The sequence below is a fragment of the Comamonas koreensis genome, assembly GCF_014076495.1.
Taxonomy (GTDB): domain Bacteria; phylum Pseudomonadota; class Gammaproteobacteria; order Burkholderiales; family Burkholderiaceae_C; genus Comamonas; species Comamonas squillarum.
In genome coordinates this window covers 4,264,081-4,283,588 of the sequence record NZ_CP043575.1, presented here as the reverse complement: position 1 = coordinate 4,283,588, position 19,508 = coordinate 4,264,081, and the positions used below count along the sequence as shown (strand labels likewise).

General features: G+C 59.9%; 12 protein-coding genes. 1 reads left to right on the top strand and 11 read right to left on the bottom strand.

Annotated features, from left to right (window positions below; all coding sequences use genetic code 11):
- Positions 1-5 precede the first annotated feature (5 nt).
- The 9 genes from otnK to F0Q04_RS19480 all read right to left on the bottom strand — a co-directional run bounded on the left by otnK (position 6) and on the right by F0Q04_RS19480 (position 13,742).
- Positions 6-1,283, bottom strand: a complete 1,278-nt coding sequence (gene otnK / locus F0Q04_RS19520; protein ID WP_182343025.1) for a 3-oxo-tetronate kinase — start codon at positions 1,281-1,283, stop codon at positions 6-8.
- The gene (gene ltnD / locus F0Q04_RS19515; protein ID WP_182343023.1) at positions 1,280-2,203 is read right to left on the bottom strand and encodes an L-threonate dehydrogenase; all 924 of its coding nucleotides are present in this window, start codon (positions 2,201-2,203) and stop codon (positions 1,280-1,282) included. Before ltnD ends, otnK begins: the two co-directional genes overlap by 4 nt.
- Positions 2,204-2,303: 100 nt before the next feature.
- Positions 2,304-3,668, bottom strand: a complete 1,365-nt coding sequence (locus F0Q04_RS19510; protein ID WP_182343021.1) for a GntP family transporter — start codon at positions 3,666-3,668, stop codon at positions 2,304-2,306.
- Between the two features lie 294 nt (positions 3,669-3,962).
- The gene (locus F0Q04_RS19505; protein WP_182343019.1) at positions 3,963-6,041 is read right to left on the bottom strand and encodes a catalase; all 2,079 of its coding nucleotides are present in this window, start codon (positions 6,039-6,041) and stop codon (positions 3,963-3,965) included.
- A gap of 338 nt (positions 6,042-6,379) precedes the next feature.
- Entirely contained in the window at positions 6,380-7,420 is a 1,041-nt protein-coding gene (locus tag F0Q04_RS19500; RefSeq protein ID WP_232539410.1) for a hypothetical protein, read from the bottom strand.
- Between the two features lie 248 nt (positions 7,421-7,668).
- Entirely contained in the window at positions 7,669-8,373 is a 705-nt protein-coding gene (gene pdeM / locus F0Q04_RS19495; protein WP_182343017.1) for a ligase-associated DNA damage response endonuclease PdeM, read from the bottom strand.
- Positions 8,373-11,003, bottom strand: coding sequence for a ligase-associated DNA damage response DEXH box helicase (locus F0Q04_RS19490; protein ID WP_182343016.1), 2,631 nt, complete (start codon positions 11,001-11,003; stop codon positions 8,373-8,375). The genes pdeM and F0Q04_RS19490 overlap by 1 nt, the downstream gene beginning before the upstream one ends.
- Positions 10,996-12,711 carry an ATP-dependent DNA ligase gene (locus tag F0Q04_RS19485; RefSeq protein ID WP_182343014.1) on the bottom strand — a complete coding sequence of 572 codons (1,716 nt, stop codon included), beginning with the start codon at positions 12,709-12,711 and terminating at the stop codon, positions 10,996-10,998. Before F0Q04_RS19485 ends, F0Q04_RS19490 begins: the two co-directional genes overlap by 8 nt.
- Positions 12,708-13,742: a ligase-associated DNA damage response exonuclease gene (locus F0Q04_RS19480; RefSeq protein WP_182343012.1), complete on the bottom strand. Its 1,035-nt coding sequence runs from the start codon at positions 13,740-13,742 to the stop codon at positions 12,708-12,710. Before F0Q04_RS19480 ends, F0Q04_RS19485 begins: the two co-directional genes overlap by 4 nt.
- 517 nt (positions 13,743-14,259) lie before the next feature.
- Between F0Q04_RS19480 and F0Q04_RS19475 the strand changes: the two genes are divergently transcribed.
- Positions 14,260-17,268: an SIR2 family protein gene (locus F0Q04_RS19475; protein WP_182343010.1), complete on the top strand. Its 3,009-nt coding sequence runs from the start codon at positions 14,260-14,262 to the stop codon at positions 17,266-17,268.
- A gap of 374 nt (positions 17,269-17,642) precedes the next feature.
- Here the strand turns inward: F0Q04_RS19475 and F0Q04_RS19470 are convergent, their stop codons facing one another.
- Entirely contained in the window at positions 17,643-18,407 is a 765-nt protein-coding gene (locus F0Q04_RS19470) for a FadR/GntR family transcriptional regulator (protein WP_182343008.1), read from the bottom strand.
- Positions 18,408-18,738: 331 nt separating this feature from the next.
- Entirely contained in the window at positions 18,739-19,305 is a 567-nt protein-coding gene (locus tag F0Q04_RS19465) for a fasciclin domain-containing protein (RefSeq protein WP_182343006.1), read from the bottom strand.
- Between the last annotated feature and the right edge of the window lie 203 nt (positions 19,306-19,508).

The window sequence follows — 19,508 nt, the reverse complement described above, 5'->3', positions numbered from 1 at the left end:
GGTTGTCAGCCTTGCAAAGCGGTGAATGCCTTGGTGAAGAAGTCGGTGCTGCCAAAGTTGCCCGATTTGAGCGCGATGTGCAAGCCCTCCGGCGCTGCAGCGCTGGCCGCATGGCACCAGGGCACGCCCGGGTCAATCTGGCCGCCGATGCGCATCTGTGCAATGCCCAGGGCCTGCACGCAAGCGCCTGATGTTTCGCCACCGGCCACCACCAGCTGCCGCACGCCCAGCTCCACCAGGCCGCGCGCAATGGCGGCCAGCGTCTGCTCGACCAAGGCGCCGGCCTGCTCCACGCCCAGCTGGGCCTGGATGCTGCGCACCGCATCGGGCACGGCGGTGGAGTAGACCAGCACCGGGCCGCTTGCCAGATGGGGACGCGCCCAGTCGAGCGCCTCGCGCACCACATCGTCACCCGCGGCCATGCGCAGCGGCTGCAGTGCCAAGGCCGGGCGGCCGCTGGCGATAAAGTGCGCCACCTGGGCATTGGTCGCCACCGAGCAGCTGCCCGAGACCACCGCCTGCAGGCCACTGGCCGCTGGCAAGGCGGCAGCCTGGTTGCTGGGCTGCAGGCCAAAGTTGGCAGGCAGCGCAATGGCGACGCCAGAGCCGGCGGTCACCAGCGGCAGATCCGCCAGCGCCGGGCCCATGCGCAGCAGGTCGTCGTTCGATACTGCATCGACAATGGCGATGCCCACGCCGTCGGCTTTCAGCGCCGCAATGCGGCTGCGGATGGCGTCCGCCCCCTGGGCGACTACGCTGTGGTCAATCAAGCCCACCTTGCGCCGGGTCTGCGACTGCAGCACGCGCACCAGGTTGGGGTCAGTCATGGGGGTCAGCGGGTGGTTCTGCATGCCGCTTTCGCTCAGCAGCACATCGCCGGCAAACAGATAGCCCTTGAAGACGGTGCGCTTGTTGTCGGGGAACGCAGGCGTCGCAATGCTGAAGTCGCTGCCCAGCGCATCCATCAACGCGTCCGTCACCGGGCCGATATTGCCGGCCGGCGTGCTGTCAAAGGTGGAGCAGTATTTGAAATAGATCTGCTGCGCGCCCTGGCCCTGCAGCCAGCGCAGGGCCTCCAGGGACTGCGCCACGGCCTGCTCAGCGGGGATGGTACGCGACTTGAGCGCCACCACCACGGCATCCACCTCGGTATCCAGCGGGCCCGTAGGCACGCCAATGGTCTGCACTACGCGCATGCCGGCGCGCACCAGGTTGTTGGCCAGGTCGGTGGCGCCGGTAAAGTCATCGGCAATGCAACCCACCTTCAAGGCAGCGCCGCTCATCGCTGGCCTCCGTCGTTGGCAGCTTGGGGGAGGGTGATGCCGGGGAAGATCTTGATCACGGCGCTGTCATCTTCCTTGGCGTAGCCGGCAGTCGATGCCTGCATGAACATCTGGTGCGCAGTGGCCGCCAGCGGCAGCGGAAACTTGCTGGCGCGCGCGGTATCGAGCACCAGGCCCAGGTCCTTCACAAAGATATCGACGGCCGACAGTGGCGTGTAATCGCCCGCCAGCACGTGGGCCATGCGGTTTTCAAACATCCAGCTGTTGCCCGCGCTGTGGGTGATGACCTCGTAGATCGCCGCAGCATCCACGCCTTCGCGCAGGCCCAGGGCCATGGCCTCGGCCGCTGCGGCAATGTGGACCCCTGCCAGCAGTTGGTTGATGATCTTGACCTTGCTGCCCGCGCCCGCCCTGTCGCCCAGGCGGTAGACCTTGCCAGCCATCGCATCGAGCACATCGCCCGCGGCCGCATACGCCGCTGGGGTGGCCGAGGTCATCATCGTCATCTGGCCCGCTGCCGCCTTGGCCGCGCCACCGGAGATCGGGCCATCGACATACAGCACGCCGCTCTGGGCCAGGCGCGCCTCCAGCGCGATCGACCAGTTCGGGTCCACGGTGGAGCACATCACAAAGGTGCTGCCGGGGCGCATGGCGGCAGCGGCGCCATGCTCGCCAAACAGCACGGCCTCGGTCTGCGCGGCGTTGACGACGACCGACACCACCACGTCGACCTGGGCGGCCAGCTCGGCCGGGTGCGCGCAGGCCACGCCGCCGGCGCTGGCAAAGTCGGCCGCAGCGCCAGGGCGCACATCGCAGACATGGACCTGGTAGCCCCGGTTGCGCAAGGTTTGGGCAATGCCCAGGCCCATCGCGCCCAGGCCGATGACGCCCACCTTGGCGTGCTGTGCTTGTGTAGTCATTGGAGATGCTCCCGTGAATCAGAGATAGAGAATGCCCGGCCGGGGGCCGGGGCACAAGAATGCAAGTGACAAATAGCCAAGCGGCAAGCGAGGCTGCGGATCAGGCCACCAACGCCCAGACCAGGCAGGTCAGCGCAAAGCCAGCGACGCCCAGCACGGTCGTCAGCACCGTCCAGCTGCGCAGGCCATCGGCCACGCTCAGGCCCAGGTAGCGGGTCACGATCCAGAAGCCCGAGTCATTGACATGCGACAGCCCCAGGCCGCCAAAGCCAATGGCCACCGTCAGCACGGCGACCTGCACGGCGCTGTAGCCGCCGCTGTGGATGCTCTCGGCCAGTAGGCCGCAGGTGGTGAGAATGGCCACGGTTGCCGAGCCCTGCGCGGCGCGCAGCGCCAGCGAGATGATGAAGCCCAGCAAAATCAATGGCAGCCCCGTGCCCGCCAGCGCCTGCGACAGCGCCGAGCCAATGCCGCTTACCGTCAGCACCTTGGCAAACACGCCACCGGCGCCGGTCACCAAAATCACCGTGGCCGCTGCGGGCAGGGCCGATTCCATCACGTCATTGGTGCGCTTGCGCGTCCAGCCCAGTGGACGCACCAGCAGCACAAAGGCCAGGCCAATCGCGACCATCAGCGCAAAAATGGGCGCGCCGGTAAAGGCCAGCAAGTCGCGCAGTGCATGGCCCTTGGGCAGCATCGTCGCCGCCGTGGTGCCCAGCATGATGAGGGCGAGCGGCGCGAGGATCAGGGTCAGCACGGCGCCCACGCCGGGCAGCTTGGCAGCAGGGGCATCGGCCGCATCACCGCTGCCAAAGTTGCGGAACTGGGCCTGCGCATCGGGCAGCATCGCGTAGTCGCGGCGGTTGAGCAGGCGGCCCAGCCACTGAGCCACAAAGGCCAGCGGAATGCAGATGCCCAGGCCAATGACCGTGATCCAACCCACATCGGCCGACAGCACGGCCGCGCCGCCCACAATGCCCGGGTGCGGTGGCACCACCACATGGGTGGCCAGCATGATGCCGGCCACCGGCAACCCGTACTTGATGGGGTTGACGCCTGCGGCCTTGCAAAAGCCATAGATGATGGGGATCAGGATGATGAAGCCCACATCAAAGAACACGGGGATGGACAGCACCAGTGCCGCCGCGGTCAGCGCCGCAGGCACGCGCTGGGGCCCCAGGATCTGCGTAAAGCGCTGCGCCAGCGTATTGGCCCCGCCCGAGACCTCTATCATGCGCCCCAGCATGGCGCCCAGCGCCACCAGGATCGCCACCGAACCCAGGGTGCCGCCCATGCCCGAGATCAAGGTGGGGATGATGTCGGCCAGCGGCACCCCTGTGGCCAGCGCCACCAACAGGCTCACCAGCATCAGCGCGACAAAGGCATGGATTTCGAAACGGATGATGAGCAGCAACAGCGCAGCAATGCTGGCGCCCGCAATGCTCAGAAGGGCAATGGTCGTCATGTGAAGGACTTGTCTCGTTGACTCGTTAGAAGAACTCCTGAGACCCTAGAAGTACAGGAGACTAGTATGGTTATCATACAAATTTTGCCGGATCATAGCATTGCTTTCGCAGTGCTTTGGGTCGCACTTTCCCCGAGACATTCTGGGGTTTTTGAGAGGCGTGGGGGATGCCGCTGCGCGCCGGTGACACGCATAAAAAAGGCGCCGCAGCTTTCACTGCAGCGCCTTTGGTTCGGCGTCGACCACGGTGGGCCCAAGGCCCAGGCCTCGGCGATCTAACCCGCCACTAAGGCATCAAGCCAAGGTACGCAACGTTGGCTCGCGCTCCCAGAATCGGGTCTTGGCACCGGCAATAAAGCCGGCCACATCCTTGGGGTCAAACACGCCTTCATCGGGTTTCACACCGGCGGCATCCAGGATCAGATGCGTGGCCTTGCAAGCGGCAATGGCTTTCAGATGCCCAAAGGCATCGCGGAACCAGTCTTGCGCGGCGCTGTCCTTGCTCAGCATCTCGCCCGATGCCATCGGGATCACCGAGGCGACCGCATCGAACTGCGCCGAAGGCGCGCCGGCCAGCTGCGCGTCGGCGGCGATGTGCTTGCCATCGCTCAAGGTCGCTCCACCAATCTTGGGGGCGATGATCTTGACCATCGCCTTCTCGGCCAGGATCGCTTTTTGCAGCGCGGCCACATTCTCGGCGTTGGAGCCGTCGTCCACCAAGATCGCCACGCAGCGGCCTTCCAGGGTCGGCTTCATGCGGTCGATGATGCGCAGCGCAGGGCTGGGCGGCAGGTCCTGCACGGGCACCGCCGGCTTGGCCGGTTTGGGCAGCGCAGCCAGGCCCAGGCCCTTGGCCACGCGCTTACCCAGGTCGCTGTCAATCACCAGCAGATGGGCGACCATCGCTTCGCGCACATGGGGCGTCTGCACCTTGGACAGCTCAAACACCAGCGCCGAGGCCATATGCGCCTGCTCTATCTCGCTCTGGCTCGTGTAGAACAGGCGCGCCTGGCTGTAGTGGTCGGCAAAGCTTTCGGGGCGGATGCGGCTCTTGGCCTCGGCCTCGGACGGTTGCGCAAAGGACTTGAAACCCTGGACCCGTGATTCGCGTGGCGAGTTCGGCTCCAGGCTCGAAGGCTCATAGGCGACGCGGCCCTTGGGCACCTCGGTCTGCATATGGCCATCGCGCTGCGTGTGTGCAAACGGGCACTTGGGCGCGTTCACGGGGATCTGGGTAAAGTTGGGCCCACCCAGGCGCGAGAGCTGCGTGTCCAGGTACGAGAACAAGCGGCCTTGCAGCAGCGGGTCGTTCGAAAAATCAATACCGGGCGGCACATTGGCCGGGCAAAACGCCACCTGCTCGGTCTCGGCAAAAAAGTTGTCCGGCCAGCGGTCCAGGGTAAAGCTGCCGATCTTGGTGAGCGGAATCACTTCTTCCGGAATGATCTTGGTCGGGTCCAGGTGGTCGTACGGAAGGGCATCGGCTTCTTCCTGCGTGAACAGCTGCACAAACAAATCCCAGGCGGGGGCATGGCCGGCCTCGATCGCTTCGAACAGGTCACGGCGGTGAAAGTCGTTGTCGGCCGCTTGCAGCTTGGCCGCCTCGTCCCACACCGTCGACTGGATACCCAGCTGCGGGCGCCAGTGGAACTTCACAAAGGTGCTCTCGCCCTGGTCGTTGATGAGGCGAAAGCTGTGCACGCCAAAGCCTTCGATGGTGCGCAGGCTGCGCGGAATGGCGCGGTCGCTCATCGCCCACATGATCATGTGCATCGACTCGGGCATCAGCGAGATGAAATCCCAAAACGTGTCATGCGCCGAAGCAGCTTGCGGAAAGCCCCGGTCCGGTTCCATCTTCACGGCGTGCACCAGGTCGGGGAACTTCATCGCGTCCTGGATAAAGAACACCGGGATGTTGTTGCCCACCAGGTCCCAGTTGCCTTCCTCGGTGTAGAGCTTGATCGCAAAACCGCGCACATCGCGGGGTGTATCGACCGAGCCGGCGCCGCCTGCCACCGTGGACATGCGCGCAAAGATCGGCACCTTCTTGCCGACTTCGGTCAGCACCTTGGCCGTCGTGTATTTCTTCAGCGAGTGGCTCAGCTCAAAGTAGCCATGCGCTGCCGTGCCGCGTGCATGCACGATGCGCTCTGGAATGCGCTCGTGGTCAAAGTGGGTGATCTTCTCGCGCAGCACAAAGTCTTCGAGCAGGGTGGGTCCCCGGCCGTAGGCGCGCAGCGAGTTCTGGTTGTCGGATACCGGAATGCCTTGCTGCGTGGTCATTACCGGGTGGCCGTCACCGGCCTGCTCGTGCAGCTCGCCCCCAGCGCCTTGGGTGGGGGCTGCGGACGAAGTCGTTTTGCGGGTGGTCATCGTGGATCTCCAAGTTAGGGTGGCAGTGCATGTCTGCCGGTGGGCTCAAGCCTTCAAGGATGACCGCTGCGCGGCAGCGCGCTTGTAGGCGTTTGGAGGGCTTGGCTGTATGCGTACTCCGAGCTGCTCGCCCGCCTCCTGTGTCAGTGGGGCGCAAAAAAGGCCGCTGGTGGGCGGCCTGGGTGTCTTGGGGGGCTGCTCTTAGTGGAAGAACAGCGCAATCAAAATGATGATCGGGATTGGTACGCCAATCAGCCACAGCAGGATGGATCGCATGGTGGTTCCTTTCTAGGTTTGCCCGTGGGCAAAGGTTGTGTTCAGGTCAGGTCGATGGTCAATTACGCGTCGCGCTGGCGTCCGCCAAAGGTGGCAGACAGGCTGCCCACAAAGGCCCCGATCAGCAGCACCACAAACATCCACAGCAGCGAGTAGGCGGTGGCCTTGCGGGCTTGCTCGGCCGCTTGCTTGGCCTTCACTTCGGCGTCCTGCGCAGCTTGCTTGGCCTTGTCGATCTGTTGCTTGACCTGGTCGTAAGTGGCTTGCACCTTCTTCTCGGACTCTTCCTGGCTCATGTCGGTGCGCTGTGCCACCAGGCGGCCCAGGTACTGGCGGTCGTCATTGGACAGCGAGCCAGCTTGCAGCGAATGCACAAACACGGTGCTCATCTCGCTGGCGTCATCGGCGGCGGAGCGGGCCTTCTGGGCGGCGTTTTGCGCGCTGTCCTTCATGTCCTGCTTTTGCTGCTCGGTAGGGCCACCCTGGCGCAGCAGGCTGTTGATCCAGTAGTTCAGGTCCGAGCCCGATTCGCTGGCCTTGCCTACGGTGGCACCGGCAGCGCCGGTGATGGCAGCAGACGCGGCTCCGCCGATGGCACTGGTCGCACCGCTGGCGGCGCCGCCCACGATTTGCGCAGCACTGGTGGCCACCGCACCGGCTGCCTTGGCCGTGCCCGAGATGGCAGCACCGGCCAGCGATCCGGCCACTGCGACCATCAGCATCGTGGCCAGTGCCCAGGCCAGAAAGCCGTGGGCGGTGTCGCGGAAGTAAACCTCATCGGTGTGCACCCCTTGCCACTTGGTGCGCAGGCGGCCTGCAATATAGCCACCCACACCAGCGGATGCCAGCTGGGTGAACACCAGCCAGGCCACCGCGCCCCAGCCAATGGTGTCGCCATCGGCGCCCCGGCCGGACCAGACCGAGACCGACGACAGGCCCAGCCCGACGCCGAGCATGAACAGCAGCAGCGACAGCACCGCTGCAGCCAGCGCACCGGCAAAAATGGCGGCCCAGGAGACCGCGCTTTCACTGTGGCCCGCGATAGCGCGTGGTACGGCGCCAGCGACGACACGGTCGTCTTCTACGTATGTGGTGGTAACCATTGCTATTCCTTGTTAGATAAGGCTTTCATTCTGCTTTTGGGGCTTGAAATTCTTGTAGTCCAAATGCCGTCCTACCCGTGCGAGCTTGGCGGTTTACCGCATCAGCCGATCTGCGCAAAGGCACGCCTGGCTTGGTGGTAGGCCTGCACAGGGCGCAGAGCGAACGCGAAAAACCAGGTGACAACGAGACACCAGAACAACGCCAAGGGCGGCACCGGCGGCCGCAGCCCCCGCAGCGAACCGGGCCGCTAGTACACCGCCACCGGTGCATGCCCCTCGTCAGCAAACAGCCAGGCATGCAGCGGCTGCACGGCTATTGGCCCCGAGCCGGTGAACTCAGAAAACGCCGGCAGGTTCAGGTAGGGCGCAGAGTAGGCCAGGCAAGGCAGGCGCTTGCGCAGCTGTGGCACGCGCATGGCAGGGTGGATATGGCCGTGGATATTGAGCGCAAAGTGGTGCACGCCCGGGCCCATGGGCTCATGGCTCATCAGCACCTGGTGGCGCACCAGGTGGGTGTGCACGTCATCGAGCAGCAGGGCTTCGGTCTGCAAGAAGCGGTCATGGTTGCCACGTGTCAGGCTAAATCGGGTTTTGAGGTTGGCGCGGCGCAGGTTCTGCCACAGCTGAAAGGTGTCTTCGCCAATAAAGCGGCCATGCACAAAGTCGCCCAGAATCACCAGCTCCTGGGGCTGCCATTTCTGCAAGACCTGGTGCAGGCGCAGCAGGTCTTGGCGTTGCACTTCCAGCGGCACGGCCACGCCCCGGCGCCGGAAGATATCGCTCTTGCCCAGGTGCAGGTCGGCAATGATCAGCAAGCTCTCCTGGGGCCAGAACAGCGCCCGCTCTGCCAGTACCAAAAACTCCATGCCGGCAATGCTGGCGGCAACATGGTCCTGGGGCGAGGGGGAGACTTGAATTGGGGAGAAGAGCTGGGCGGAATGCGTACCTGCCATTAAGAACGGTCCTCTGGTTGCCGGGAGCGGCGCGCGCGGCGGGCCGCTCCCTGGGTCGGGGCGCCCGGGTGGGCGGCCTGTCGGGGGTGGGTGTCGCCAAGGCTTTGGCGCTCTTGCTGCGCGGCCATGCGCCGCACCTTGTCCTGCCAGGTCTCATTGCTGAGCTGGCCACGAAAGCTCTCCGCCCACAGCCCAAACGAGAACGGCGTGTGTTTGGCCGGAAAGCGCAATGCGATCTGCCGCCCTGCAATGCTGGCCAGCAGCCTTTGCATCGTTGGCAGGTGCAGCTCCTGGTCCAGCGCCTCTTGCCGGGCCTGGCGCAGCAGCAGGTGCTCGGGGTCATACTTGCTCAGCACATCAAACAGCAGGCTGGCCGAGACCTGCAATTGCCGGTCGCTGGCGCGGCTCTTTTTGCCCGGCACCTTGGACTGCACCAGGCCGGCAATCTGTGCAATTTCCTTGAAGCGCTTGCGTGCCAGCTCGCTGAAGTTCACGGCAGAGCGCAGATCGGTATCCAGCCCGTCGAGTTGAAATATCTCTGACCAGTCCACCGCATTCGCATCGATGGGCAAGGTGGGCTGGATCATCAGCCCAATCTCATTGCAGGCCCAGGCAAAGGTGTTGGGCTGGATGTGGGCCAGGCGCGTGGCAATCAGCACCGCCAGCCCCTCATGCGCCACGCGGCCGGCAAAGGGATAGACAAACAGCGGCGCCGTCTTGCCCGCCTGGACTGTTTGTGTTTTGCCCACCTGCTCGATCAGCAGCTGGCCCGCACCCGGCACCAGCGAGCGCTGGCTTTGCAGCTGCAGCAAGGGCTGCAGCCATTGCAGCTCGCGGGCGTGCGGCGCGTCATCGGCGGCAGGGCTGGTAGCGGCGGTGCTCAGCAGCTGCTGCATGCGCTCACCCAAGGATGAGGACATCGGCATCAGCGAGCCGGCCCAGGCCGGCGTCAGCAGGCCTACCTGGGCACTGCGGCGCACCCAGGCGGTGTTGTTCTCCAGCCGCACCAGCACCAGGCTGCGTCCGGCAAAGTTGAATACATCGCCAGCGTTCAGGCGCGCGATAAACGCCTCTTCAACCGAGCCCAGCCGCGCGCCGCGCAGGTACTGCACATTGACGGCCCCATGCGCGGTGATCGTGCCAATCGACATGCGGTGCATGCGCACCACGCCGGTGTTGGCTGGCTGGCACAGGCCATCGGCACAGTGCAGGCGCTCGTACTGCGGGTACTGCACGAGCGAATCGCTGCCATGCTCCAGAAACGCCAGCACGGACTGCCACTGCGCATCGCTCAGATCACGAAAAGCCGCTGTGCGCCGCACCTCGGCCAACAGCTCCGGCGGCCTGAATCCTCCCGCCAGCGCCGCGCTCATCGCATGCTGGCTCAGCACATCAAAGCACAGGCGCAGGGGCTCGCGCCGCTCATACACCTGGGCCTCGGCCAGCTCGCGCACGGCGGCAAACTCGGCCAGGTCCATCGCCTGGGTGGCAACGGCTTCCACATGCACGGCAGCACCAGGCCGGTGCTTGGCACGGCCGGCGCGCTGCACCATGCGGGCCACAGACCGTGCCCCGCCAATCTGGATCACGCGCTCGACTGCCGGGAAGTCCACGCCCAAATCCAGGCTGCTGGTCGCCACCACGCAGCGCAGGGTGCCAGCGCGCAGGCGCTGCTCCACCGACTGCCGTACGCCCTGGTCCAGCGAACCGTGGTGGATCGCCAAGGTCTCGGCATCTTCCGGCCATATGCTCGCCAGCGCCGTGTGCCACAGCTCGGCCTGCGCGCGGGTGTTGGTAAACACAATCGTGCTGGGCGCGCTGAACACCAGCTTGGCCACCTCGCCCAAATTGGCCAGGCCCAAATGCCCCGCCCAGGGCATGCGCGTGCCCAGCGGCGGCGTGATGCTGTGCAGATGAAAAGGCTTGGGCCGCATGTCTTGGACCAGCGCCGGCTCCTTCACCTGCCAGGCGCTCAGCAGCACATCGCTGGCCTCTGCCAGGTTGCCAATCGTCGCCGACAAACCCCAGACCTGCGCGCCAGGTGCCAGCGCCTGGATGCGCGCCAGGTTCAGCTGCAGCAGCACGCCGCGCTTGCTGGGCAAGAGCTCATGCCACTCATCCACCACGATGCAGCGCAGCTGGCTGAACTGCTCGCGGCTGCGCTCATGGCTCAGCAGCAGCGCAAGCGACTCAGGCGTTATCACCACCAGCTGCGCCTTGCCGGTATCGGTCAACCGCTGGTCGCGCGATGTGGCGTCGCCGGTGCGCATCGCCACTTGCCAATGGGGCAGCACGGCTGCTACCGGGCCGGTGATGCGCTCGCGGGTATCGCTAGCCAGCGCGCGCAATGGCGTCACCCACAGCATGCGCGGGCCATGCGCTGCGCGGCCCTCGGACGTCTCGGCCTCGGCCATCGCCTGCATCAACGGGCCCCCCAGCGCTGCCAAGGTTTTGCCCCGGCCGGTGGGGGCGGATATCAGACCGCTGTGCCCTTCGGCATAGGCGCGCCAGGCCTGTTGCTGGAAGACGGCCGCGCCTATGTCCTGCTCCTTCAACCAGTCGCGCCAGCGCTTGGCCGCGCGCTGCATCGCGCGGCCGCTGGGGGCTGTGCTGTTGTCCAGATCAGCCATCGGCCAACTCCAGCAAGGCGCCTAGCTGGTCGGCATCCTGCGCAGTCTTGTCCTCGCGCCAACGCAAGATGCGCGGAAACCGCACCGCCACGCCCGATTTGTGGCGGGTGGAGCGGTTCACGCCTTCAAAGGCAATCTCAAACACGAGGCTGGGCGTGACAGAGCGCACCGGCCCAAAGCGCTCCACCGTGTGGCTGCGTATCCATTTGTCCAACCGCAAAATCTCCACATCGGTGAGGCCCGAGTAGGCCTTGGCGACAGGCACCAGCGCATCGCCGCTCCACACGGCAAAGGTGTAGTCGGTATGCAAGGTGCTGCGGCGGCCGCTGCCGCTTTGCGCATAGATCAGTACGGCATCAATGCTGAACGGGTCCACCTTCCACTTCCACCAATCGCCGCGGCGCCGGCCTTCCTTGTAGGGGGAGGCCAGCGCCTTGAGCATCAGGCCTTCGGCATTGCGTTCCGCAGCGGTGTTGCGCAGCGGGGCCAGTGCCTCCCAGTCATCAAATGGCAACTGGGGCGACAGGCCCAGTGCGGGCAGCTGGGCCTGGTTGATCACCTGTTCCAGCCTGGCACGGCGCTGCTGCAGCGGCTGGGCGCGCAGGTCTTCGCCTTCAAATTCCAGCAAGTCATAGAACAGAATGCGCGCTGGCACCGTCTGCATAAGCTTGGGCGAAGGCTTGCGTTTTTGGATACGGCTTTGCAGCGCGACAAAGCCCAGCGGCTTGTTCTGCTCGTAGTCCCAGGCCAGCAGTTCGCCATCCAGCACCATATCGCGCGGCAACAGTGCGGCGGCGGCTTCCAGCTCGGGAAAGCGGCCATCCAGCCGTTCCTCGCCGCGCGACCACAAATACGGCGCATGGCCCTGGCGCCGCACCAACTGCACCCGTATGCCATCCCACTTCCACTCGGCCAGCCAGTCCTTGGGGTCGCCCAGTGCGTCTGGCTCTTGCGGCAAGGGGGAGGCGAGGTAGAAGGGGTACGGCTTGTCCAGCAGCTGCGCGCTGGTGTCCGGGTCCATCAAGGCCTCATAGGCCTGGGCGCTGGGCAGCCATTCGCCCACCATGCGGTGGGCCATATCGGCGGCAGATATGCCCACCAGGGGCGCCAGGCTGTTTTGCAGGCTGCGCTTGTTGACGCCGGCGCGCAGCGATCCGGTGAGCAGCTTGTTGAAGACCAGGCGTGAAGGCGTGTCCAGCTGCTGCCAGGCTTGTTGGATCGCGCGCTTGCGCTGCTCGGTATCGGCGGCCACTAGCGGCAGCAAAAACTGCTCGGTCCATTCGTCCAGGCGGCTGTCGTTGTCGGGAGGCTTGAAGGTTGCGCCCAGCAAGGAGGCATGCCAGGGCGCATCAGCATCGGGGGCCACGGCAGCGCCGGGCGCAGCCACCAGCTCAGGGTGGTTGGCGCTTTGCTTTTGCCAGGCCGCCACCAAGAGCGACAAGGTCTCCGCCAAATCGCCCACCTGGCGGTAGCTCTCTTCCACCAGCCACAGCGGCAGGGCGGTCAGCTCGCTCACCCAGCTGCGCAGCTCGGTGGTGGTGGCCAGCCGGTTCTTGCCGGTGTTGACCTTGCCGCCGCTCAGCACATAGACGGCCCAGGTCGCTTCGGCCGCAGTGGCGCCGGCAAAGTACTGCTGCAGGGCGAGCTCGCGGTCGCGTGTGCCCGAGGCCTCGTCCAGCAACTGGTACAGCGCCACAAAGCGGTTCATTCGGCCGCCTCCTCTTCATCGCCATAGGCGGTACGCAGGCGCTCTGCCTGTATGCCCAGGCTCTGCAGGTAGGGGATCAGCGCATCGGTATTGCCATGGGTAGCCAGCACGCGCTGAGCGCCGCTCTCGGTAACCGTGTCGACGAGTTCCTGCCAATCGGCATGGTCCGATATGACAAAGCCGCGCTGCATATTGCGACGCCGCCGGTTGCCGCGCAGCAGCATCCAGCCCGAGGCAAAGCCCTGCTCCACCTGTTTAAAGCGCTTGAGCCAGGCGGAATCTTGCGCAGAAGGTGGAGCCAGCACCATGCGGCCAGCAAAATCGGTATCGGTGGGCACATCGGCCACCATCTCGGTAGCGGCCAGCGCAATGCCTGCCTGCCGGTAAATATCGGTGCCGCGCGCCATCGCGCCATGCAGCAATACGGGCGCATCCAGCTTGCCAGCCAAGCCCGCCAGCACCCGCTGGGCCTTGCCCAGGCTGTAGGCATACAGCACTGCCGCCTTGCCTTGCTCCTTGCAATGCGCCACCCAGCGCTCTATGCGCTCCACCTCATGGGCCATCGTGGGCCAGGCGTACACCGGGTAGGCAAAGGTCGCCTCGCAAATCAGGGTATCGCAGCGCAGCAGCTCAAACGCCTCGCAGGTCGGGTCAGGCTCGCGCTTGAAGTCGCCCGTGAACACCCACACCGCATTGCCCTGCTGCACCCGCACCTGGGCCGAGCCGAGGATATGCCCCGCCGGGTGCAGCGATACCTGCACCTCCCCCATCGTGATCGTCTGCCCAAACGGCAGCGCATGGATGTTCTGCTCCCCGAGCCGCCAGCGCAAAATTGATTCGCTGGTCGTACTGCAGTAGTACTCGCCCATCCCCACATGGGCATGGTCCGAGTGGCCGTGGGTGACCAAAGTGCGGTGTACCGGCTTCCAGGCATCAATAAAAAAATCCCCAGCCGCGCAGTACAGACCTTTGTCGGTCAGGGTGATGACGTCAGCGGGTGGGGCGTTGGCAGATGCAGAAGCAGCGAGCATGGGCAAATTCTGCGGCTGCGGAGGCGGGGGTGGGCGTCAGAGTTTGCCTTGTTGGGGTGAGAGCGTTATAGGCAGACCTCCTAGATGCTGATCTGAGTGTACGAGACAACAAATCTGGTCGCATTTTTATCAGTAATGCATATTGCCACCGGTGTTCGTAACGGTACATCTATGAATACAATATTGAAAAAATCAATTGTATAAATAATACCCAAAGGCAGATGTTATTTGGCGATGTGCATACATTTGAAATGTCCAACTCAGGCTTGTGTTGTAGAAATACCTCCATGAATTCAATGCAGTCTTTGCATAAACGGTGATCTGTCATATTATGTTACAACTGATGTGACGTCAACTGTTTTGCATCAACATTGGCTGTGCGACACATTATTAATTTTCATATGAAGAATCTCCTTAACTGTTTGCTATTTTCTGTGGTTTTGCACTTGTAAATGAGAATTTCAATCAATTTTAATATTCATTAAATTTAATTGCATTTAAATTAGTCGAGGGTGTAATGGTTTTGTTTAAGCGAAATGATCTTATTAGTCGAATTAAATTTGCTATTTCTGAAAATATAAAAATAACTTTAATAGTTGGAGCACCTATTTCTTATGACTATGGAAATAAAAAGGGCGTATCCGATGTGTCACGGGTAATAGATCGTATTAGACGCGAATTTTCTCAGGATCCTTTGGCATTGGAAGCATTGAAGCAAAAGATGGAGAGGCCTGATTCCAATCCCTACCAAGAGGCATTTGAGCATGTTCTTGGATTGCGTGGAGCACGACATGCAAATCTACTAATTAAGCAATCAGTTTTGGAGGCCTATTCTGGACCAGATTTACACGATAATTCGGAATCATATGATCCCGCCCATTGGTATTTGCCACCAGCAGTAAACGCGATTGGTAAAATACTTGCGCTGAAGCCTGAATTGTTTGGGAATAGAGTAATCACCACTAATTTCGACCCGCTTATAGAAATTGGAATAAAAAGAGCAGGTGGGGTGAGCTTCTCATCTTTCTATCATCGCGACGGGAACCCATCAGCAACCGAAGCTGAAGGAGTTAATGTAATTCATTTGCATGGCTTCTGGCGAGGGTCTGATACATTACATACACCTCACCAACTTCGACAAAATAGACCACAGCTAAAAAACTATCTTTCCGAAGTATTCAGAACGACTTTAGTTCTAGTCGTGGCTTATGGAGGTTGGGATGATGTTGTAGGGAGCGCAATTGAAAGCGTGGTGATGGATGATGCATCTGAGCATGAATTTCTCTGGGCATTTAAGTCAGATGATTTCCATCATTTAGAAATGGCTGAAAGTAAATTGCTAACACGCTTGAGACCCGGAATGGATCGTGGGAGAGTTCAGCTGTATGGTGATGTTGACTGCCATGAAGTATTTCCAATGTTGGCAGATGTTCTGATTCCTGATGTCCCAAAAGTTGAGGATAAAAGCGTATGTGTGGTGAGTGAAAAAGAAATTTTGTCACCAAGAGAAAAGGAAATGGTAAAGCTTGTTGGAATACCTCGCGAGCGTCGTGTAGATGCAACTCCTCGGATAGATGATTTCGTGGGAAGAACGAGCGAAATAGAGAAATTAACAGCGGCTAAGGCGACAGTAATTTGTTTGACAGGCCTAGGCGGTCTTGGTAAATCAGCGCTTGCTGCGAAACTTTTATCGAATTTAAGCGATGATTATTTCAAAGATTGGCGGGATTGTAGAGAGGAAAGTAACACCGCGCAAACCGCATTGTCTCTTTTTATTGAGAGAATATCGAATGGTAAGGTTTTGGCGGAATCATTAAGCCAGGCGTCTGCAATAAATCTTGCAGATCTAATAATTGAATACAGTCAGAATCGAAAAATTGCACTAGTTTTAGATAATATTGATACCTATATCGATATCGAGGGGCAGGCACCCTTAGGCGTTATTGGAGGAATTTGCAATCGTCTGCTCGATGCTAAGTGTCAGGTGAAAATAATTCTGACTTGTCGGCCTAAAGTTGAAGTTGCACATGGTAGATTTTTTAGCTTTTCTTTACCTGGACTTGATGAAGCATCCGTCAAAGTGCTCTTTGCAAACAAAAGTGGTGGCCACCAACTCTCTGATGAGGAGTGTAGTGATCTAATGCGGTTGACTGAGGCGCACCCTCTGTATGTTTCCATGCTTGCAGCCCAACTCCTTAGCAATGACCGGAAACTTCCATCAATACTTCAAGAAGTAGAGTCCTCAAAATCTGATGTGCCCGCGATGATTCTCCGATCTACTTATAAGCTTCTTTCGGATGAGCAGAAAAAATTCTTACGAATATTCGCGGAGCTAGAACGGCCGGAGTCGGAAGATGTCCTTGAAGACGTTACGGGTCTCAGATACAACAAGCTATCAAAGCTTCTCAAGAGACTTAGAGATTTAAATATTATTCAAGAGCGCAGAGATCTCAATGATAAAACGCTGGTGGATTTACATCCGTTGGTCAAACAGTTTCTTCGTCGAGAGTATCCGCAAAAGGATCGTGAGACCTTTATATCGCAGATAATTGTATACTTTAATAAAAAACTTGCTTACGTTACAAATCTTTTGGGTAAAGAGCAAATTCCTAATTCGGTATTGGAGCTTTGGATTCACAAGATAGAGGTGTTATGCAATCAAAATGATTGGAATATGGCTGTATCTGATCTGCTGCGCATCGGAGATGAATTGGAGCGTGCTGGTCTAATAGAGGATTTTGTAAGGTTAGGTCAAAAGATTCTTGCTAGCGTGGAATGGCTTACTGCAGTTGATGAGATAAAGGACTTGCGAAAGCTAATCAGTAATGTCTGTCATCAGCTATCTCACATGGGTGAGCACGCACAAGTTCGGACATTGATGGATAATTATGTGGCGTCTGTTGGGAAACGTGGTGCAGACATGGTCAATATGAATGAAATATTGGCTTTCGATGCATGGATAAATGAAGATTACAAAAAAGCTATTTACTTCGCAGAGGAGTCTGTTGAATTATTGAAAAATATTGATTTTTCGCCTCCATCCTCACCTGGGTATACGCTTGCGCTCGCGCAACGTGATAACGGTGATGTTGAGGCCGCGTTGCAATATTTATTGGAAGGGCTCACTGTAACTGAGGCACTGAGTGTTGAAAGTGGTAAGGGAGCCGAATTTTATGGTAATGTAGGTAGATGTTTTTATTTGAATAATGATATGCCCATGGCTCTCAAATTCTATCAACTTAGTGGCCGAGAAATGTCAAAGAAAATGTCGAGCTTTCATAACGTTGGATGGTTAAGATTCTGGGTGGCGGAAGCAATGCATAAGCTAGGTCGAACGAAAGAGTCATTCTCTTTTGCATGTGCTGCAAAACATATTTGGTCAGGGGGGTCTTTGGTTTTGGAGCTGAGATCCGATAGTTTCATTGATGAATTGAGAAATTCGGGAATTCTTTCGGAAGTGGATCTAATTCCTGAATGGCAAGCAGAGCGTATTTTTAATGCGTGGCTTGCCAGTGATTTGGCATAATAATGTTCGATTATTAAATTTTCTTTGAATTATATTCGTTAGATGTTTAAGAAACTCTTAAAATACTTTTTAATTCAAGGGAAGTGGTTTGAGATAAATTAAGTAATAATGCTAAATTACGAAAAATTGTACTCTCATCAGCATCTGAAATGTATTTGAATGGCAAGGGATATTATGTTAATTAATTGATATTTGTACTATCAATTATAATTTACTACTACGATAACCTAATTCAGGATGGATGTTAGTGGAAGGCTTTGATCGCTTAGAAGTCAGGGCGTAAAGCGTTTTATGCGTTCTCGGATATAGGTTGCTTGAAGATTGGACATCGAAAAAATTAACACTGCTCCAACGTTTGTGCATTTATCAATGCGCTAAATTTTTTTCAACAACACCCGAGCCAACCTCTCGCCATCCTGCCGCCAAAACGCCGGATCCGCCTGCCGGATCCGGTTAATCGCGTTATTCATATGCGCAGTCGCTGCCGCTCGCGCAGCCGCCGGGTCCCCCGCCTCAATCGCCTCCACAATCCGCGCATGCTCTTGCGTCACAGCAGCCGCAAAGTCCTGCCGCCGCGCCTCATTAGCTCGCGTGATGCGGGTGGCGCCCGCCAGCACCTGCGACAGGTAATCCAAGGTACTGAGCAGAAAGGGGTTGCCGGAGGCCTGGGCGATGACGCGGTGCAGGGCGACGTCTTCGGCTACGCCGTCTTGGCCGTCGGCCACGGCTTTGGCAAGGGCCTTGACGCCAGCGCGGATGCGGCGCAGATCGGCGGTGCTGCGGCGGGCGGCCGCTAGTTCTGCCACTTCGGCCTCTAACGCGCGGCGCACTTCTACGATTTGGATAACGGCCTCTTGTGAGGCGGCATGGCCTTTTTCCAGATCGAGCGGTTCGGCCCTAGGCGCTTGTACAAAAACGCCGCTGCCTTGGCGGGAGGCGACCAGGCCGCTGGATTTGAGGCGGGACAAGGCCTCGCGCACCACTGTTCGGCTCACGCCAAACTGCGCCACCAACAACAGCTCTGTGGGCAGGCGGTCGCCCGGTTGCATTTGCCCTTGCCGAATACTGGCCTCCAGCGCCTGGGCCACTTGGTCGGCGAGGGAGTTGGCGGCCTTGACGGGCGTGAAGGAGATCGGCATGCGTGGGCAGGAGAGCTGGTTGCTGGGAGTGGGCGCTGGCTGCTGCCAGGCCGCAAGATGGCGCTTACTGTACTCCAGCCTAGGAGCGCTGCCTGCGCCTTAGGCGCAATGGATGGCTATGCCGGGGTTTTGGCTAAATGGCGGGCTGCTGTAGATGTGGTGGGTGCATCTGTCGCAGCGGGGCGATCTGTTTGCCGCCAGCCTGCACAGGCAGAGCACGCCAACGCCAAAGCCGCAGGCACTTATCGGCGGCCTGCAGCGGGGTGGTGTCTGGGTTACCGCAGCCCTGCATGCGCTGCAACGGCTGCGGCCCCATCAGCAGATGCCAGCCTTATTTAGGCAGCAGCACCTTGTCGATCACATGGATCACGCCATTGGATTGGTAGACATCGGGGATGGTGACGGTGGCGGTGCCGCCTTTCTCGTCCGTCAGCATGACCTTGGATCCTTGGGCCTTGGCCACCAAGGTGCCGCCGCTGACGGTCTTGATGCTGGCCATGCCTCCGCCGTCCTTGATCATCTTGCTGATCGCTGCGGCATCCCACTTGCCGGGGACGACGTGGTAGGTCAGCACGGTAGTCAGCATGGCCTTGTTTTCAGGCTTGAGCAGGTTGTCTACCGTGCCGGCGGGCAGCGCTGCAAATGCGGCATTGGTGGGGGCAAACACAGTGAAGGGGCCTGGGCCCTTAAGGGTCTCTACCAGGCCTGCTGCCTTGACTGCTGCCACCAGGGTGGTGTGGTCCTTGGAGTTGACGGCGTTGTCGATGATGTCCTTGGTAGGCAGCATGGGCGCTCCTCCCACCATCACGTCTTTGGCGATTGCAGCGACTGATGTGCTTGCGACCATGAATGCCATGCCATAAGAGACCAGTTTGCGGGTGCTTTGAATCGAGGCCATGAGATGCTCCTTGCGTGTGGATGTTCAGCCGAAAAACGTTGCGGCTGTTTGGAATACGCAGCGGGTGGCGCAGTGGATTCAACAAATAGAGCGAAGCTTGTAAAGAAGAGGATCAGGGAGGCGATGCAGGCAGGGCAAAAAAATTTTTGCATCCACTGCATCCATTCCAGCAACTGGCGACTAGTACCACTAACAGCACATTA

What these genes read in the sequence shown, in the direction of transcription:
- F0Q04_RS19475 (WP_182343010.1), top strand. Translation starts at nt 14,260, where the DNA reads ATGGTTTTGTTTAAGCGAAATGATCTTATTAGTCGAATTAAATTTGCT.
- F0Q04_RS19500 (WP_232539410.1), bottom strand. Translation starts at nt 7,420, where the DNA reads ATGGTTACCACCACATACGTAGAAGACGACCGTGTCGTCGCTGGCGCC.
- F0Q04_RS19490 (WP_182343016.1), bottom strand. Translation starts at nt 11,003, where the DNA reads ATGGCTGATCTGGACAACAGCACAGCCCCCAGCGGCCGCGCGATGCAG.
- F0Q04_RS19465 (WP_182343006.1), bottom strand. Translation starts at nt 19,305, where the DNA reads ATGGCCTCGATTCAAAGCACCCGCAAACTGGTCTCTTATGGCATGGCA.
- F0Q04_RS19505 (WP_182343019.1), bottom strand. Translation starts at nt 6,041, where the DNA reads ATGACCACCCGCAAAACGACTTCGTCCGCAGCCCCCACCCAAGGCGCT.
- F0Q04_RS19480 (WP_182343012.1), bottom strand. Translation starts at nt 13,742, where the DNA reads ATGCTCGCTGCTTCTGCATCTGCCAACGCCCCACCCGCTGACGTCATC.
- otnK (WP_182343025.1), bottom strand. Translation starts at nt 1,283, where the DNA reads ATGAGCGGCGCTGCCTTGAAGGTGGGTTGCATTGCCGATGACTTTACC.
- pdeM (WP_182343017.1), bottom strand. Translation starts at nt 8,373, where the DNA reads ATGGCAGGTACGCATTCCGCCCAGCTCTTCTCCCCAATTCAAGTCTCC.
- F0Q04_RS19485 (WP_182343014.1), bottom strand. Translation starts at nt 12,711, where the DNA reads ATGAACCGCTTTGTGGCGCTGTACCAGTTGCTGGACGAGGCCTCGGGC.
- F0Q04_RS19470 (WP_182343008.1), bottom strand. Translation starts at nt 18,407, where the DNA reads ATGCCGATCTCCTTCACGCCCGTCAAGGCCGCCAACTCCCTCGCCGAC.
- F0Q04_RS19510 (WP_182343021.1), bottom strand. Translation starts at nt 3,668, where the DNA reads ATGACGACCATTGCCCTTCTGAGCATTGCGGGCGCCAGCATTGCTGCG.
- ltnD (WP_182343023.1), bottom strand. Translation starts at nt 2,203, where the DNA reads ATGACTACACAAGCACAGCACGCCAAGGTGGGCGTCATCGGCCTGGGC.